Source organism: Rahnella sp. AN3-3W3 (genome assembly GCF_003263545.1).
GTDB lineage: Bacteria > Pseudomonadota > Gammaproteobacteria > Enterobacterales > Enterobacteriaceae > Rahnella > Rahnella variigena.
The window spans coordinates 86,563-103,231 of the sequence record NZ_JYDG01000007.1 but is presented as its reverse complement, the minus strand read 5'-3'; the positions used below and the strand labels follow the sequence as shown (position 1 = coordinate 103,231).

Annotated in this window: 15 protein-coding genes and 1 pseudogene; 13 read left to right on the top strand and 3 right to left on the bottom strand. The window is 49.0% G+C overall.

Annotated features, from left to right (window positions below; all coding sequences use genetic code 11):
• Positions 1-13 precede the first annotated feature (13 nt).
• From UC15_RS25875 to UC15_RS03745, 9 genes and pseudogenes are all read left to right on the top strand, one after another.
• A pseudogene (locus UC15_RS25875) lies at positions 14-268 on the top strand (ABC transporter ATP-binding protein); the annotation flags it as partial.
• Positions 265-1,422, top strand: coding sequence for an efflux RND transporter periplasmic adaptor subunit (locus tag UC15_RS03780; RefSeq protein ID WP_112287201.1), 1,158 nt, complete (start codon positions 265-267; stop codon positions 1,420-1,422). The pseudogene UC15_RS25875 and the gene UC15_RS03780, both read left to right, overlap by 4 nt.
• Complete coding sequence (locus UC15_RS03775) at positions 1,419-3,362, top strand: ABC transporter permease (RefSeq protein ID WP_112287200.1); 1,944 nt, start codon at positions 1,419-1,421, stop codon at positions 3,360-3,362. The genes UC15_RS03780 and UC15_RS03775 overlap by 4 nt, the downstream gene beginning before the upstream one ends.
• On the top strand, positions 3,350-4,741 hold the full coding sequence (locus UC15_RS03770) for a TolC family protein (RefSeq protein ID WP_198659656.1): 1,392 nt from the start codon (positions 3,350-3,352) through the stop codon (positions 4,739-4,741). The genes UC15_RS03775 and UC15_RS03770 overlap by 13 nt, the downstream gene beginning before the upstream one ends.
• A 9-nt stretch (positions 4,742-4,750) precedes the next feature.
• Positions 4,751-6,007, top strand: a complete 1,257-nt coding sequence (locus tag UC15_RS03765) for a beta-ketoacyl-[acyl-carrier-protein] synthase family protein (RefSeq protein ID WP_112287198.1) — start codon at positions 4,751-4,753, stop codon at positions 6,005-6,007.
• Positions 5,998-6,822 carry a MaoC/PaaZ C-terminal domain-containing protein gene (locus UC15_RS03760; protein WP_112287197.1) on the top strand — a complete coding sequence of 275 codons (825 nt, stop codon included), beginning with the start codon at positions 5,998-6,000 and terminating at the stop codon, positions 6,820-6,822. Before UC15_RS03765 ends, UC15_RS03760 begins: the two co-directional genes overlap by 10 nt.
• A gap of 11 nt (positions 6,823-6,833) precedes the next feature.
• The gene (locus tag UC15_RS03755) at positions 6,834-7,088 is read left to right on the top strand and encodes an acyl carrier protein (protein ID WP_112287196.1); all 255 of its coding nucleotides are present in this window, start codon (positions 6,834-6,836) and stop codon (positions 7,086-7,088) included.
• On the top strand, positions 7,081-7,815 hold the full coding sequence (locus UC15_RS03750; RefSeq protein ID WP_112287195.1) for an SDR family NAD(P)-dependent oxidoreductase: 735 nt from the start codon (positions 7,081-7,083) through the stop codon (positions 7,813-7,815). Before UC15_RS03755 ends, UC15_RS03750 begins: the two co-directional genes overlap by 8 nt.
• A 620-nt stretch (positions 7,816-8,435) precedes the next feature.
• The gene (locus UC15_RS03745) at positions 8,436-8,654 is read left to right on the top strand and encodes a hypothetical protein (RefSeq protein WP_112287194.1); all 219 of its coding nucleotides are present in this window, start codon (positions 8,436-8,438) and stop codon (positions 8,652-8,654) included.
• A 110-nt stretch (positions 8,655-8,764) separates the two neighbouring features.
• Here UC15_RS03745 and yghU read toward each other — a convergent pair whose 3' ends face one another.
• Positions 8,765-9,610 carry a glutathione-dependent disulfide-bond oxidoreductase gene (gene yghU, locus UC15_RS03740; RefSeq protein WP_112287193.1) on the bottom strand — a complete coding sequence of 282 codons (846 nt, stop codon included), beginning with the start codon at positions 9,608-9,610 and terminating at the stop codon, positions 8,765-8,767.
• Between the two features lie 94 nt (positions 9,611-9,704).
• On the bottom strand, positions 9,705-10,766 hold the full coding sequence (locus tag UC15_RS03735; protein WP_112287192.1) for a LacI family DNA-binding transcriptional regulator: 1,062 nt from the start codon (positions 10,764-10,766) through the stop codon (positions 9,705-9,707).
• A gap of 284 nt (positions 10,767-11,050) precedes the next feature.
• Between UC15_RS03735 and UC15_RS03730 the strand changes: the two genes are divergently transcribed.
• From UC15_RS03730 to UC15_RS03715, 4 genes are read left to right on the top strand one after another with little or no spacing between them, the layout of a single operon-like run.
• Positions 11,051-12,226: a Gfo/Idh/MocA family protein gene (locus UC15_RS03730; RefSeq protein WP_112287191.1), complete on the top strand. Its 1,176-nt coding sequence runs from the start codon at positions 11,051-11,053 to the stop codon at positions 12,224-12,226.
• A gap of 2 nt (positions 12,227-12,228) precedes the next feature.
• Positions 12,229-13,296, top strand: coding sequence for a Gfo/Idh/MocA family protein (locus tag UC15_RS03725; RefSeq protein WP_112287190.1), 1,068 nt, complete (start codon positions 12,229-12,231; stop codon positions 13,294-13,296).
• Positions 13,297-13,310: 14 nt separating this feature from the next.
• Positions 13,311-14,333: a Gfo/Idh/MocA family protein gene (locus tag UC15_RS03720; RefSeq protein WP_112287189.1), complete on the top strand. Its 1,023-nt coding sequence runs from the start codon at positions 13,311-13,313 to the stop codon at positions 14,331-14,333.
• A gap of 40 nt (positions 14,334-14,373) precedes the next feature.
• On the top strand, positions 14,374-15,912 hold the full coding sequence (locus UC15_RS03715; RefSeq protein ID WP_112287188.1) for an MFS transporter: 1,539 nt from the start codon (positions 14,374-14,376) through the stop codon (positions 15,910-15,912).
• 43 nt (positions 15,913-15,955) lie between these two features.
• Here the strand turns inward: UC15_RS03715 and UC15_RS03710 are convergent, their stop codons facing one another.
• On the bottom strand, positions 15,956-16,483 hold the full coding sequence (locus tag UC15_RS03710) for a GNAT family N-acetyltransferase (RefSeq protein ID WP_112287187.1): 528 nt from the start codon (positions 16,481-16,483) through the stop codon (positions 15,956-15,958).
• Positions 16,484-16,669 lie beyond the last annotated feature (186 nt).

Genomic DNA, 16,669 nt, shown 5'->3' with positions numbered 1-16,669 from the left:
AGGGTCTATTCAGTTACTGGCAAGAGCGATGTATAGCAAACGCCCGATACTGTTACTCGATGAACCCACAGCGAACCTCGATGAAGCAACCTCCCAACAAGTTATTGCAAGCGTAGTTCAGCACTGCCGCGCCCACAGTAAAACACTGGTAGTTGTCACACATAACGAAAATGTCCTGAGCATGTTCGACTCCGTCATGCGCCTGGAATCAGGGCGCCTGTTATCAGTCGAATTAGCAAAACATCAGAGCGGACGATTATCGGCATGAAATCTCTTCGAAAGATTAAATTTCACTGGTTTTTGCTTGCAGCCTTAATGGTGTCTGTAACAGTCGTTATTACCCTTAACCGGACTCATCCTGAAAATCCGGCTATAAGTATGGTTGTCGATTCCGGTGACATTTTGAGCACGGTAATGACGACCGGTACGGTCAAACCTGTGCGTCAGGTTAACGTAGGCGCTCAGGTTAACGGGCAATTAAGAAAACTTTATGTCCAGCAGGGGGATAAGGTTAAAAAAGGCGATTTGCTCGCAGAAATAGATCCCATGCTCCAGGCAAGCGAACTGCGTAAATCTGAAGCGGAGTTACAAAGTGCCAAAGCCCAGTTACGCTCGGCGAAAGTACTTTTAAAACGGTACAAGCTCGCCTTGGTACGTCAGAAAAAAATGGCTAAAGAAGGTTCCGCAGTACTCGGCGAAGTGGAGCAAGCAGAAGCTGATTATAACTCACAGCAGGAACAGCTTCATGTTGATGAGGCGCGTATTGTTCAGGCCGAAATGGCCGTTGAAACTGCCAGAGTGAACGTGAGCTATACCCGCATTCTTGCGCCGATCGATGGTGAGGTGCTGGGTATCGTGACTCAGGAAGGGCAGACTATCGTCTCATCCCAAAGCGCGCCAACCCTGATGGTTATCGCCGATATGAGCACGATGCGTGTTCAAACCCGCATTTCAGAAACAGACATTCTAAAAGTGAAGACCGGTCAGCGCCTGTGGTTTTACGTGGTGGCCAGTCCACAGCATCGTTTTGATAGTGTATTGGGTGTGATCCAGAATGCGCCTGATGAAGCATTAAAGTCAGAAGATGAGAGCGCTTTGAGCCAGCAGTCTTCAGGTGCTGTCTATTATAACGGCACTTTCAACGTCAATAATCAGCAACGACTGCTGAAAACATCCATGACCGCTCAGGTTTTTATCGTGGTCAGTGAAGCCAAAAATGTCCTGCGCATGCCTCTGGCTGCTCTGGGTCAGCAAGTGAATGGCAAACAATTTTGGGTGCAGGTCATGGTCAATGGCCAGCCTGAAATGCGTCAGATTGAAATCGGCATTCGCGATAATCAGTTTGTACAGGTGGTATCCGGATTAAAGGCTGGTGATCGTGTTATTCCCTTTTCTGCCTCTGATAAAGGAGCGCAGAAATGAATGAATCGCTGATTCATATTGAACACCTTTCGCGGTCTTTTCAGTCTGGCGAAAGGAACATGACGGTGCTGGACAATGTGTCGCTACAGATCAATGCCGGCGAAATGGTTTCCATTATGGGGCCATCAGGGTCTGGAAAAACAACCCTGATGAATATCATTGGTTGCCTCGATAAGCCGAGTTCCGGCCAGATCAGCATTGCGGGGGTGGATATTCAGACCGCCGCAAGCGACACCCTTTCAGCCCTACGCAGCCATTACATAGGTTTTATTTTTCAGCGATATCATTTGCTGCCGTATCTCAACGCGCAGGACAATGTGGCGATGCCTTCTCGTTACACTGCTCTGGGCGTGGCCGACCAATTAACTCGCGCGCGCCAATTACTTGAGCGTCTTGGCCTGGGTGAGAGAATGACCCACCGTCCACATCAGCTTTCTGGCGGTCAGCAGCAGCGGGTCAGTATTGCGCGTGCATTAATGAATGGTGCACAGATTATCCTGGCCGATGAGTCGACGGGCGCACTGGATGTTCAAAGTGGCAAAGAAGTCATGGACATTTTGCATGGCCTGCATCAGGCGGGTCATACCATCATCCTGGTCACCCACGATCCTGAGATTGCTGTGCAGGCAGACCGCATAATAAAAATCAGCGAAGGGAAAATCGTTTCAGATGAGATAAATCTCAGCAGAAAAGTTGCGACTATACATAAATCGTTCCCCGCGGTGGTACCTGCACGCAGGGCAGGCATTATACAGAATTTTTTTGATGTCGTTTCAATAGCCTGGCAGGCACTCAACAGTCATCGTATCCGCACATTATTATCCATGCTTGGCATGATAATAGGTGTCGCCTCCGTAGTTATCTCCATGGCAGTGGGGGAGGGAGCAAAACAGAAAATAATACAAGATATCAGCCAGTTGGGATCAAGCACCCTTTCCGTACGCCCTGGCCTTGGCTGGGATAGCCCGCGGCTGGATATGAAGGATTCTCTTACTGCCCAAGATATTGAATTGATTGGACAGCAACCGTTTGTGAAACAACTTTCTCCTGTTTACACCTTCAACGGCCAGGCTGTTGTGGGTACTCAGCAATTTCAAGCCACCATTTCTGGTGTTAATCAGGATTACTTTTCTATCCTCGGTTTGAACCTCCTTAGTGGAAGGTTACTTAACCGGAATGATATTGAAAATCGTCACCCTGTTTTACTGATTGATAATGAAATGGCGAAGACGTTATACCCAAACCTGGCCGATCCCAGTGGGGAAGTCATACAGATTTCCGGCGTCCCTTTTGTCATTGTCGGTGTCATCAAAGCCAAAGGAACTTTATTTGGCAGCCAGAATATCTGGATGCCATGGTCCTCATTACGTGAACGCATCACCGGTCCAAGGGAGGCCATCAACTCGATTGATATTAAAATCAAAGAAGAGATGAAAACGGAAAATATTAAACCTGTCATTGAACAATTATTGCTCAATGCGCATGGGCGTCGGGACAGCTATGTTCACACCGATAACATGATGATGGAAACGTTACAAAAAACCTCAGACTCTCTGACGCTGTTGATTGCCTGTATCGCTGGTATTTCACTGGTTGTTGGTGGCGTTGGCGTAATGAATATCATGCTGGTTTCTATTAGTGAACGCACCCACGAGATCGGTATCCGCATTGCTGTCGGTGCAAGGGAAAGCGACATCTTGCGGCAGTTCCTTATGGAGTCGGTCGTCATTTGTCTGCTTGGCTGTGCATTGGGGATTGTTTTTACACTGATGGCGAATCTTATTTTCCCGTTAATTACCCAGCAATTTGTCATGATACTGACGATTAAACCTTTCATTCTCTCATGCTGTTTCTCTGTCCTGATTGGTCTGGGATTTGGTTTCTTCCCGGCCAGGAATGCTGCACGTTTGAGCCCGACAGAGGCGTTATCACGCGAATGAAAAAACTCACTTTCCTGTTAAGCGTCGTGCTTTTGGCTGGCTGTCATTCTTTTACCCAAGACAGCTATCAACGTCCTTCCCTTTCATTAGTGAGTAACGAGGGGGCAAAAAATACCGGACAATCATGGTTGCAACGCTCGCCCCACTGGTGGAAGACCTTTAATGATCCGCTGCTATCACAGGCTATTGAGCAGGTGCTGGTAAGCAACAACGATCTGGCAGCCGCCGGGATACGTCTGCATCAGGCGCGTCTTGATGCCGGCTTAACGCGTACCAACCTCACGCCCGATGTCAGTGTTTCCGGCAATGCCAGTAACAGCAAAAATACGCGCAAAATGACCGATTCTCAGGAAAGTTACAGCGCTTCCGTTGAACTCAGCTATGAAATTGACCTGTGGGGCAAACTGGCCAAAAGCCGTGAGCAATCGGAATGGTTGGTGCGTGCATCAGAGATGGATCGTCAAAATACGGCACTCCTGCTTATCGGCAACACCGCGCAGTTTTACTGGCAAATAGCTAATTTGAACCAACAAATTCGCAATACACAAAACAGTGTTCTGCTTGCGAAGCGATCAGAAGCAGCAGTGTTATCACGCTTTAACGCAGGAAGCGTCAGCCAGCTAGATCTGCTGCAGGCACATCAACAGGTTATTGATCTGCAAACGAGTTTGCGTGACCAGCAACAACAACGGCAAGAAGTGCGCAATAGCCTGGCGATTCTGTTTAACCGCTCACCTTCTCAGCGTGTTGCAGAACGTACATCGCTCGATCTCACTCAGATAATCGCGTTAGAAGTCGATCAGCCTTTGGAAGTCATCGCTCACCGCCCGGACATTCAGGCAGCCGAAATGCAACTGCGCGCCTCGTTAGCGGGGACTGAAGTTGCAAAACTTAACTTCTATCCCACTATTTCTCTCAGCGCCGCACTGGGGGCCAGTAGTGATTTGTTCCGCGATTGGTTTTCTAATCCGGCGCGGACGCTGGGAAGTTCAGTGGCTCTTCCCTTTGTACAGTGGAATACCGTGCAGCTTACCGTTGAACGCGCTGATTTAGACGCTCAGCAGGCGGCACTTACATTCCAAAACAAAGTGTACACAGCGCTTTCCGATGTTGATAAGGCCATGACACAGCGTGAAACCTGGCAACTGAAAAGGCAGGCCGCGGCAGAGTCTAAATCACTGAATCAGCGCCGGCTGGAGCTGGCACAAAGCCAGTACTTGTCAGGAGCGGTGCCAATTGATAGCTGGCTTGATGCGCAATCCAGTTTGCTTAACGCAGAGAATACATTTTCCGATAGCCAGTATGGCTATCTCAATACCACCATGCAGCTATGGCTGGCACTGGGTGGAGAAACCATTTTAGAACTCCCGCAGAGGTAAGGAAGACCAATGTTAAATAAATCAACAGGGCCCCGCCGCGTTGTCGTTACCGGTTATGGTGCAATTACAGCTTTAGGGCTTAATAGCACCGATAACTGGGCCTCCGTGATGGAATATCGTCTTGGTTATCGCTATGTTGACCGGAAATCGGCAGGTATCCAGTCATGCTTTTATGGCCTTGTTGAGCAGGAACTGAACATCAAATTTCTTCCTGCGCAAATTCGCCGTCGCATTCCCCGCTTTGCTCAACTGGGGATAGTTGCAGCAAAAGAAGCTGTCGAAATGGCGTTTGGCGATCAACAACCTACGGATATTTATCCGTCACTGGATTGCGGCGTCGTGATAGGCACTGGTTGGGGGGGAATGGATGAAACATTAGCCAATCATGCAGATTACAACGCAACAGGTATTGCTTCTTTGTTTGGCTGTTTTAATTCCATGCCAAACGTGGCGACAGCGGGTGCCAGCCAGTTCTGGAATCTAAGGGGTTACCAGAATACGCCTGTTGCTGCATGTGCCACGGGAACCATTGCGATTGGCGATGCATTTACTGCTATCCGTGACGGGCGGGCGACGATGATGCTCGCCGGCGGAGCGGAATCCCTGCTCAGTGATTTTGCTGTCTGGGACATCGATATATTGAGCGCATTAACAAGCGAACAGGCTGACATTACGAAAGCAAGTTGTCCATTTAGCCTTGACCGCAATGGCTTTGTGCTTTCAGAAGGTGCTGCGGTATTGTGTCTTGAGGAACGCGATGCGGCGATAAGTCGTGGAGCCACCATCCTTGGTGAAATCTCAGGCTATGGCAATTATTCCGATGCCTATGATTTTACATCTCCGGCACAAGACAAAGTTGCCCGCGTGGCAACAATTAATACCGCACTCGCTCAGGCCGGACTTTCTTCTGCCGACATTGATTACATCAATGCTCATGGAACCTCAACTCAGCTCAACGATCTCAATGAGAGCGAAGCCATCGAAATGGCTGTCGGGACAGAAATCCCGGTATCGAGCACCAAAGGCTATAGTGGGCATCTGATTGCAGCAGCGGGCAGCTTCGAGGCCATCATTTGCCTGAAGGCGCTGAAACATCAGATCATGCCGGCCACGTGCCACTTAACGAACCGCGACCCGGCCTGTCATCTCGACTACATCAGCGAAGGACACCGGCCTGCCAAAATTCAACATACTCTTAACCTCAGTTTTGGCTTTGGCGGCGCAAATGCAGCCATCATTATCAGCAGAGAATCATCATGCTTCTGACTTTTAGCCAGGAAGATGCGCTGAAATGGGCTGCATTTTCAGGCGATCACAACCCCATACATTTTGATGCAGAACGCGCTAAAGCCCTGGGTATGGATTCAATGACCGTGCATGGTATGCGCGCGATGCATGATATGAAAAACCATTTGCATAACATGCTTTCATCCAGTGTATCGACCGGTGAGCATTACCGTTTCTGCGTCCGTTTACGACAAAGTGTTAAATACCATGTCCCGCACAAAATCCTGGCGTCTTGCAATACAAATAACGGCAATGTCAGCGGCCAGCTTATTAATACCCTGACTGATGAGCCCTGCTTTAGTGCCACGTTGTCCTCAGTATCAGCACGTCCCTCATCAAAGATGGCACTGATGCAGTGTATCAGCGGGCAGGAATATCGTGCTTTGTACCAGCAATTTTCATCTGGACTTAATGAGCAAAACTGCCAGTGGGTTTTTGAAGACGCTTTATTGTTTCGCTGCCTTATGCAATCAACTGATGTGCTAAGCACATTGGCTAATGTTCTGCCAGAAATGAAGGCCATGACCCTACATGAGATGTTCGAACAGCTTCCTGTCGTTCAGACTCACCATGAAGTGCATTTTAGTGATGCATTACGGCATTTCCTGGCTCCTGCTGCGGGATACAGTCAGGCGTTTCGCTATGATTTTCAGCCCCCTCTGGTGCTCGGCGACCGTGAAAACGGCTTCATTATTCGTTTGGGTTGTCAGGGCGGGGGGGACCCCGAAAATCTGCTGACAACATCAATTACGTTAAAAACCTGGCCTGTTGTGCCATCTACTATTTTTGAATAAGAGAATGAATCATGACTGATACTATTTTTCAAAGCATCTGTGAAATGCTGTGTGACGCAAAAGATCTCGAACCTTCTGCTCTTTCTGCGGATACCCGCCTGAACACTTTAAAACTCGACAGTCTTGACTATGTTGAGCTGATGGTGCTGGCGAAACGTGAATTTGATATCACATTGAATGCACAAATGTTTATTGATCATCCAGATATGAGCCTTATGGATATGTGCGGATTATTGAATGCCCAGCGAGTCTCTCCTGATGCCTGATAACAAATGGATCCTTGTAACCGGAGGCAGTCGAGGGATTGGAGCGGCAGTTGTACGACAGCTTGCCCAATCGTGGAACGTGATATTTACCTGGCAAAAAAATCAACAGCAGGCACAAGAGATTGAGCAAAGTTGTGCATGTCTTCCAGGGAAAGTGCAAAGTTATCAATGTGATGGTACCGACGAAAAACAAGTAGCAACATTAGCGACTAAACTGTTGGCTGATAAAGGAGCGCCTGCCGGGATCGTACACAACGCAGGTATTACGCGTGATGCTCTTCACATCCATCAGAGTAATGAAGACTGGCAGAATGTCATCGACACTAACCTGAATGCGATTTTTTACTGGAACCGGCAATTACTCCCCGCAATGTTTATGCACGGTGGCAGCATTGTTCTGATGTCATCTGTTTCAGCCATCAAAGGCAATTGCGGGCAGGTTGCTTACAGTGCCACCAAAGCAGCAATGACGGGAATTTCACGTTCGCTGGCAAATGAAGTTGCACGTTTTAATGTGCGGGTTAACTGCATATTGCCGGGGCTTATTGAAACCGATATGGTTGCAGCAATGTCAAGGGAAGAGCGAAAACAACTCCAGGCCCAAATTCCATTACGCAGACTGGGCAAACCTGATGAGATTGCCCAGTCTGTAGATTTTTTATTAAGCGATGCTGCGACATATATTACAGGGCAAAGTTTAATTATTGACGGAGGCCTTTCCTCTTAGTTTTAAATGTCAATTTTTTTAATAAAAAGAAAGGAGTATTTTATATTAAGTGAAATACTCTTGTCTGTTATATTTATCTGGCATTGGGATATCATATCCCATGCGCTAATTGAAGTGTTCAACACTGAAATTGAATGATCCTGATATAGGTTGAAAATCCTCAACTCTTAATTCTGCCAGTTAACTTCATCTGGCGATTTTTATTTTAAAGACAAATAAGGTCGCCAGGTGTTATGGGTTTATACCGACTCATTGACCATCTTTCTTTCCTTCGCGACATCTCCCGCCCACCCAGGAAATATTCATTTTTAAAACCTCATTTACGCTCTCTGTCTATCATTTGAATATGCTTTGGGTACCTGCGGAATGTGAAAATTTTTCGCTTGAACCATAAACGCGTTGTTTGTGTTGCCAGCGCGGTTTCCTGCCATCTCTGCTGTACCAAAAATACAAAACGTTGCTTTGTGATTATGGTTTCTTATGTCTCTACGCCTTCACTCGTAGGGTTATCATTATCAATGAATGGGGTGATTTTCAGTTCTGACTATACTTACCGAATCTGATGCGTTTTTCGGATTGTCATACTCCTATAGTCCGCGCTGTACTCTGGAGCCATAGGCATGACGGAAATCGGATTTGCTTTGCTGGTGTTTACGCTGCTACTGGCCGCCACACTGGTGGGAATGGTTGTCAGGCCGGAGAGTAATAAGCAGAGCATCCGGTGCAGGATGATTGCAGGAATCAACAGTGAAGCCGTCCCAGAAGAGGGAAGAAAGATTAGCATTCATGGCAGACGGCGGTTGAGTGGCTGGTTGGTGTTTTGGCGAATACAAAACTAACCACTTTTACCGCCGTTTTCTATTGGTTCATGCTTAACAGCGATGAACCTTTTTTATTTCTAAGCAATGCCGCCTTATGCGAAGGCGGATTTTTATCTGCTGTCAGTGCGTTACGACTTCAGCACGCCATCAAAATCGGACGCATCGTGGCGTTCTTCCAGCTGTTCATCACCCCAGGTGCGGTTGACGATACGGCCACGTTTCACCGCCGGACGGCTGGCAATATCAGCGGCCCAGCGCTGGAAATGCTTGTAGGATTTGATGTCGAGGAATTCGGCGGATTCGTACAAGCCGCCCTGCGCCAGACTGCCGTACCAGGTGAAAATAGCGATATCGGCAATGGTGTATTCTTCACCGGCGATGAAACGGTGCTCTGCCAGCTGGCGATCCAGTACATCCAACTGACGTTTGGCTTCCATCGTGAAGCGATTAATGGCGTATTCGATTTTCACCGGCGCGTAATGATAGAAATGTCCGAAGCCGCCGCCCAGATAAGGCGCAGAGCCTTGCAGCCAGAACAACCAGTTCAGGGTTTCGGTGCGACCGGCGAGATCTTGCGGCAGGAACTTACCGAATTTTTCGGCCAAATACAGCAGGATATTGCCGGATTCAAACACGCGGATCGGCGGCGTAGCGGAGTTATCCAGCAGTGCCGGGATTTTCGAGTTCGGGTTAACGTCAACAAAGCCGCTGGAGAACTGATCGCCTTCGTTGATGCGGATAATAAACGCATCGTATTCCGCACCGCTGACACCCTGTTCCAGCAATTCCTCCAGCAGGATCGTCACTTTCTGGCCGTTTGGTGTGCCCAGCGAATAAAGCTGAAGCGGGTGTTTGCCGACCGGCAACGTTTTATCATGTGTCGGGCCCGCTATCGGGCGGTTGATGTTCGAGAACTTGCTGACTTCGTCTTTATTCCAGGTCCAGACTTTTGGTGGCTGATACTGTTCTGACATGACATTCTCCGCATCTTTTTTTGAGGTTAAGACTCAAAAGTCTAGCAGGAGATACCCAACGATGACGCTGAGAATGTGCCCTCAGACAATGCGGCTAACTGGCCGCAGGATACAACCCTTTACGCTTCCATTTCACATCGGCCACTGTCTGGCCGGTGTGAATGTTGCCTTGCAGCAAAAGATTGAATTTCGCACCTGTGGCCCGCATTAAACGGCTCTGCAGAATATAAACCGCCTCAGTCCCCAGTTCGCGGCAAGGCAGATGCACGGCTGTGAAACCTTGTGCCAGAGTATTTTTGGCATCGTGGGCAAAATCAATACTCATCACTGAAATGTCTTCCGGCACACTGATGCCATGTTCCGTCAGCACTTCCACAGTAGCCAGTGCCATCGGATCGCCACCGCAAATAATGGCGGAAGGCAGCATCTCCCGTTTATGTTCCCGCAAGTATTTATCCATCGTTTGCCTGGCCTGTTCTTTGCCGTTGCCATGATTTATCAGCAGATGGCTGGCTTCATCGAACGCAATGTGATGTTCGAGGCAGGCACGTTTAAAGCCATCGAGGCGTTGCATCATGGTTTCACGACGCAGGTCGGTGAACAACAACACCGGGCGATGTCCTCTGAGAAACAGGTAATTGGCCGCGCTGTAGCCAATGGAATAATGATCTGCCGACACGCAATCGAGCCGCATTTCGCTGTCTTTGGCATTAATCATCACCACCGGCTTGTTGGATTCCGCGGCAAGGCGGTACAGCATCACGTCATCTATACCGATGATGACGATCCCGTCGACATCCGGCTGGTGCAGTGCCTGCATAAAAACAGCGATATCCGGCTCATTGACGGCCAGCGCACATTTGCGGACATGGATATCAAAGCGCGCTACTTCAGTGGTTATTTCCTGGATCACTTCATAATAATAACGGTCTTCGTGCGGAGAGAATGCCGCCGGGGGCGCACAGATCAGGAGGCAATTCATTAACAAACGGCTGGCCGGAATGTCACGTAAAATACCCATTTTTCTTGCATGGTTAAATACTTTTTCTTTTGCCTGCGGACTGACATTGGCTTTACCCGCCAGCACACGGGAAACAGTACTCGGAGAAAGCCCGGTTAACTCCGCAATTTGCCTGATTTTTAATTTTCCCGTCATTTTGTGATCAATGCCTCATATGCTGATGGACTTATTGCCACGCTTAACCGTTTGTAATTGATGGACTATTGAGGATGATAGCAAATTGCGAAAACTGCACTGCAATTCCTGTCACAAATAACGGTTGTTGGAAAAAAAAACCATTACTACTCTCCGGAATATAAATCTCAGCAACACAAAATAAGGTTTTTATTTGCGCTGAATATTTAAAAATTTCAACGCGATGACCCTTTGTGTCCGGCTTAAGTCAGCCTGCTGCCCGCTTTAATAGAAGGAGATAGATAATGCTCAAAATAGCAATTATTGGTACAGGTAATATTTCGCATAATCATATTCAGGGATATTTAGAGTTTACGGATCGTTGCCAGATTGTTGCGCTGGTAGATATTTATCCTGAAAAGGCGGAAGAGAAAAAACGTCATTATGGCCTGACCAATGCGAAGGTGTATGCCAGCCATGAGGAAATCCTCGGCGACACTGAGATCGACGTTTTTGACGTGTGTACACCACCGTATGTCCATGCCGAAATTTCTATCAACGCCCTGAATGCGGGCAAGCATGTGCTGTGTGAAAAGCCGATGGCAGCATCGTTGCAGGAATGCGATGCCATGATCAGTGCAGCAAAAGAGAGTGGTAAAACACTGTCAATTATTGCGCAGAATCGCTTTACCGACGCGTTCTGGCGCTTAAAGAAAGTGCTGGATTCCGGCGAAACCGGCAAAGTCTGTCATGCGCAGGTCGATTCATTCTGGTGGCGTGGTCATTCCTATTACGATTTGTGGTGGCGCGGCACCTGGGAAAAAGAGGCGGGCGGTTGCACGCTGAATCACGCGGTTCATCATATTGATGCTATCCAGTGGATGCTCGGTTTCCCGTCTGAAGTGGTGTCGATGATCACCAATGCCGCGCACGATAACGCCGAAGTGGAAGATCTCTCGGCAGCCATTTTCAAATATGACACCGGCGCGCTGACCCAGCTGACGGCCTCTGTAGTGCATCATGGTGAAGATCAGAAGATTGTCATTCAGGGCGAGAAAGCGCGAATTTCTGCCCCGTGGGATAAATACGCCAGCATTTCTGCGCCGAACGGCTTCCCGATAGATGAACGCGATACCGATCGTGAAAATCAACTCGAAGACATTTACCAGTCGATCCCTAAACTCACTTATACATTGCATATCGGCCAGATTGACAATTTCCTCACTGCGCTGGAAACCGGCACCGCGCCGCTGATCGACGGCGTGCAGGGCAAGCGTTCGCTGGAACTTATCGCCGCCATTTATAAATCCGCCATCACCCGCAGTATCGTGAGCCTCCCGCTGGCTTCCACCGACCCGTTCTATCAGACCGGCGGACTGGTTTCGCTCGCCCCGCACTTTTATGAGAAATCTGCATCGGTAGAAAACTTCGCCAATGAAGACGCGATCCCGCTCGGCAAAAACATGGATAAAGGAGCCTGAACATGAGCAACAAAGACGGTATGAATTATGCGCCGGTAGGCAAACCGCAGCCGGTGGTAAAACCGGGTGAATTCGTGATTGCCGCCGCGGCGTTGGATCACGGGCACATCTACGGCATGTGTAACGGATTGATTGAAGCAGGAGCCAGCCTGAAATGGGTTTACGATCCTGACCCTGCAAAAGTAGAGAAATTTGTTGCGCAGTATCCGCAGGTGAAAGTTGCCGGATCCCTGCAAATGATCCTCGATGATAAAGAAGTGCAACTGGTGGCAGGTGCGGGCATTCCGTCTGAACGCTGCGCGCTGGGGCTGAAAGTCATGGCCGCCGGAAAAGACTATTTCAGCGACAAAGCGCCGCTGACCACGCTGGAACAACTGGCAGCGGCGAAGGCAAAAGTAGCCGAAACCGGGCGTAAATTTGCGGTGTATTACAGCGAACGTCTGCACGTAGAAAGTGCGGTATTCGCCGGCCAGTTAGTGCAGGAAGGGGCGATCGGGCGTGTGATCCAGACGCTCGGCACCGGTCCGCATCGCGAAGGCGAAGGACGACCAGACTGGTTTTATGAGAAAGAGCAGTTTGGCGGCATTCTCTGTGATATCGGCAGCCATCAGATTGAACAGTTTCTGTTTTACACCGGCAACAGCAATGCTCACGTCGTAGCGGCTCAGGCACTGAATTTCAATCATCCGCAATATCCGAACTTTGAAGATTTTGGCGACACCATGCTGGAAGGCGAAAACGGCGCGCGCGGTTATTTCCGCTGCGACTGGTTCACGCCGGAAGGGCTGAGCACATGGGGCGACGGGCGTCTGACGCTGCTCGGCACCGAGGGTTATATCGAGATCCGCAAATATGTCGATCTCACACGCGGCGAGCAGGACGTGGTGTATCTGGTGAACCGGGAAGGGGAGTTCCGTTATCCGGTTTCCGGCAACGTCGGCTTCCCGTTCTTCGGTCAGCTGATACTGGATTGCCTTAACCGCACCGAAAAAGCCATGACGCAGGAACATGCGTTTAAGGCCGCCGAACTGTGCGTGCGGGCGCAGATGCTGGCTAACGAAACCCACTGAATCGGGAGCGGATCATGAAAACTCTTGGGGCTGCGGTGATCGGTTGTGGTGCCATCCATACCTGCCATGTCACGGCGATTCAGCATGAGCCAGATTGTCAGTTAAGGGCCATTGCTGAGTGCAATATTGGCAAAGGCAGGGCGCTGGCGCTGGAATATGGCTGTGATTTTTATACTGATTATCACGAAATGTTATCTGATCCGCTGATTGACGTGGTGCATATCTGTCTGCCACATCATTTACATCTGGAAGCGATTCTCGCCGCGCTGGCGGCGGGAAAGCATGTTTTCACCGAGAAACCGGTGGCGCTGAATATCGGTGAAGTCAGCGCCATTAAACGGTCAGAGGCGCAGGCTGACGGAGTGCTTGGCGTGTGTTATCAGAACCGCCTGAATCCTTCCAGTCAGAAAATCAAAGCACTGCTGGACAGCGGGCAGCTGGGCAACATGTTGAGCATCAAAGCCGTTCTGACCTGGTCACGCGGCGGGGCGTATTACAGTGAAAGCCTGTGGCGCGGGCGTTTTGCCACCGAAGGCGGCAGCCTGCTGATCAATCAGGCGATCCACACGCTGGATTTAATGCAGTGGTTTAGCGGCGGCGTGCTGGCGCTGAAGGGCGTGGTGGAAAGAACGTTTCTCAGTGATCTGACTGAAAATGAAGATACCGCGATGGCCAGCCTGAAAATGGTTAACGGTGCGCGAGGATTGTTTTACGCAACCAATTGTCACAGCACTGACTCGCCGTTGCTGCTGGAAATTCATTGTGAAAAAGGACTGCTGCAGTTACATCACAACGCGCTGTGGCTGATTGAAGGAGAAAATAAAACGCTGCTGGTCAGCGATGACCGTCCGTCAGGAACCACCAAAAGCTACTGGGGCGACAGTCATCGTCAGGCAGTATCAAATTTCTATTATTCCATTCGTCATCCTGAAGAAAAAAATTATATCTCTGTTTCACAGGCCGAAGTATCTCTGAATATGGTCGGGGCGATTTATCGCTCATCACAATCAGGAAAATGGATAACTCTGGCTGATTAAATAATTTTAATAATAACTTTACCTTCACAGGATAATAATAATGAAACCTACTGAGCGCAGAGTCGGTTACGGCACGGCTATAGGCTATGGCGTAACTGACTTATTTGGTGGCGGTGCATTCGCCGTTATCGGTACCTGGCTTTTATTCTTCTATACCATGTATTGCGGATTGACTGTTTTAGAAGCGGGATCTATTTTCGCTATCGCCCGAGTGATTGACGCAATATTAAGTCCGATCATGGGCTATATTACCGACCACTTTGGTAATACCTGGCTGGGTAAACGGTTTGGCCGCCGTCGCTTTTTCCTGCTGATCAGTTCGCCGCTGATGTTCCTGTATGCGCTGGTCTGGGTCAAGGACATGGGCTACTGGTATTATCTCGGAACGTATTTGTCGATTGAATTACTGTCGGCGATGGTGCTGGTGCCGTGGGAAACTCTGGCTGCAGAGATGACCAACCGTTTCGGTGAACGTACACGCCTGGCCGGTGTGCGCATGATTTGCTCGCAGCTTGGCGGTTTTCTTGCCGTGTCGGTACCGGGCGTGATCATGATGTTTACCGGTAAAGATAATCCGATGACGTATACCTATACCGGGATGTTCTTCGCCACAGTATTTTGTATTGCGGTATTCACTACCTGGTTATGTACCTGGGAGGCGAAGGATGTGCGGGATCCGAATGAGCCTGAACCGGAAATGGAAACGGGCGGCAGCCTCTGGCATCATCTGAAAAGTCTGGTGCTGGATTTTATTTCGTCCTTTAATATTCGCATGTTCCGTCAGCATATTGTTATTTATATTGCGTCATTCACTGCAATGGACGTATTTGGTGCCGTATTTACCTATTATGTAGTTTATGGCTTGCATCAGGATGTTGGGGCGGTTTCGGGATATTTAAGCGTCGCAGCTTTTGTTTCTGTACCTTCAACAGTTGTTTATATGATGGTGATGGAAAGGCTGAATGTTTCGCCTTCCGCTGCGTTGCGGATAGCGTATGGCTGTATCTTCTTTGTCCTGGCTGCTCTGTTTTATATTTATATTACCAACACAGCGGTGCCGCTAATTCTCTTTACTTCCATTTTTGTTGTTTTAGGCTTTGGTCGTTCAGGGCTCTATTATATTCCGTGGAATATTTACAGCTTTATTCCGGACGTCGATGAGATAGTCACCAAAAAACGTCGCGAGGGTATTTTTGCCGGTGTCATGGTATTTACCCGTAAAAGTACTGTCGCGATTGCCATAATGATTGTAGGTCTGGTGCTGGAAGAAAGCGGATTTGTGAAAGGGCAGGGCGCGCAACCGCTCAGCGCGTTAAACGCGATCATCGGACTGATGATCTTTGCCACCGGGGCATTGCTGGCAATCAGTTTCTATATGACCTTCAAATTCAAGCTGACGCGGGACACGCATAAAATTCTGATCAAAGAAACTGCTCGCCTGAAACTGGGCGGCGCCCAGGAAGATTGCGACGAAGTATCGCGCAAGGTGATTAAAGACCTGACGGGTTACGAATACAATGAGGTGTGGGGCGGCAGCGCAACGCAAAAAAATACCAGGGAAAAATTAGCGATAGAATAATCAGTAAAATGCGGGCAGATAGTCTGCCCGCTTTCATTTCCGGTCAGCTTGCCTGTGCAGGCAAGGTCTGATTCCCATCACCCAGCGCACGCTGCATAAACACCGTATCCAGCCAGCGGCCATGCTTGAAACCGACAGAATGCATGGTGCCTTTCACCTGAAAACCAGCAGCGAGGTGCAGATTAATCGACGCCATGTTTTCGCTGTCGCCAATATTCCCCACCAGCTGGCGAAAACCGTGCATTTCCGCCCAGTCAATCGCCCGGCGAAGTAACGCTTTACCCGCACCACGTTTCTGAAAACCGGGATCGATATAAATCGAATCCTCCAGCGTATAGCGGTAAGCAAAACGCTCGCGATAGCGGCCCAGATAGCAATACCCTTTCACTTCCCCCTCGTGCAAAACCACCAGCCACAGCAAACCGGCTTCCTGAATTTTTTTCAGGCGCAGCGCCATTTCATGTTCATCAGGCGGCTGAGTTTCGAACGAGGCCGTCCCATGCAAAACATGCCAGGCATAAATTTTCTGCATGGCAGGGATATGTTGTTCATCTGCTTCAATAATTTCCATCTTTCCGGTCTCGTGGGTGATTTCGCTATAGCCTACTCTTTCCGAAAAGGAGCTGGGAGGGCAAACTGTTTATCACAGATATAAGTAAAAGATCTGGATGCCGGAGATAAGCGGAGTTATCTATATGCTTTTTTCTTCTTAGTAGTGCTTTATTGGTTTTTTAAACCGCGATAATCCTCCTGTTAT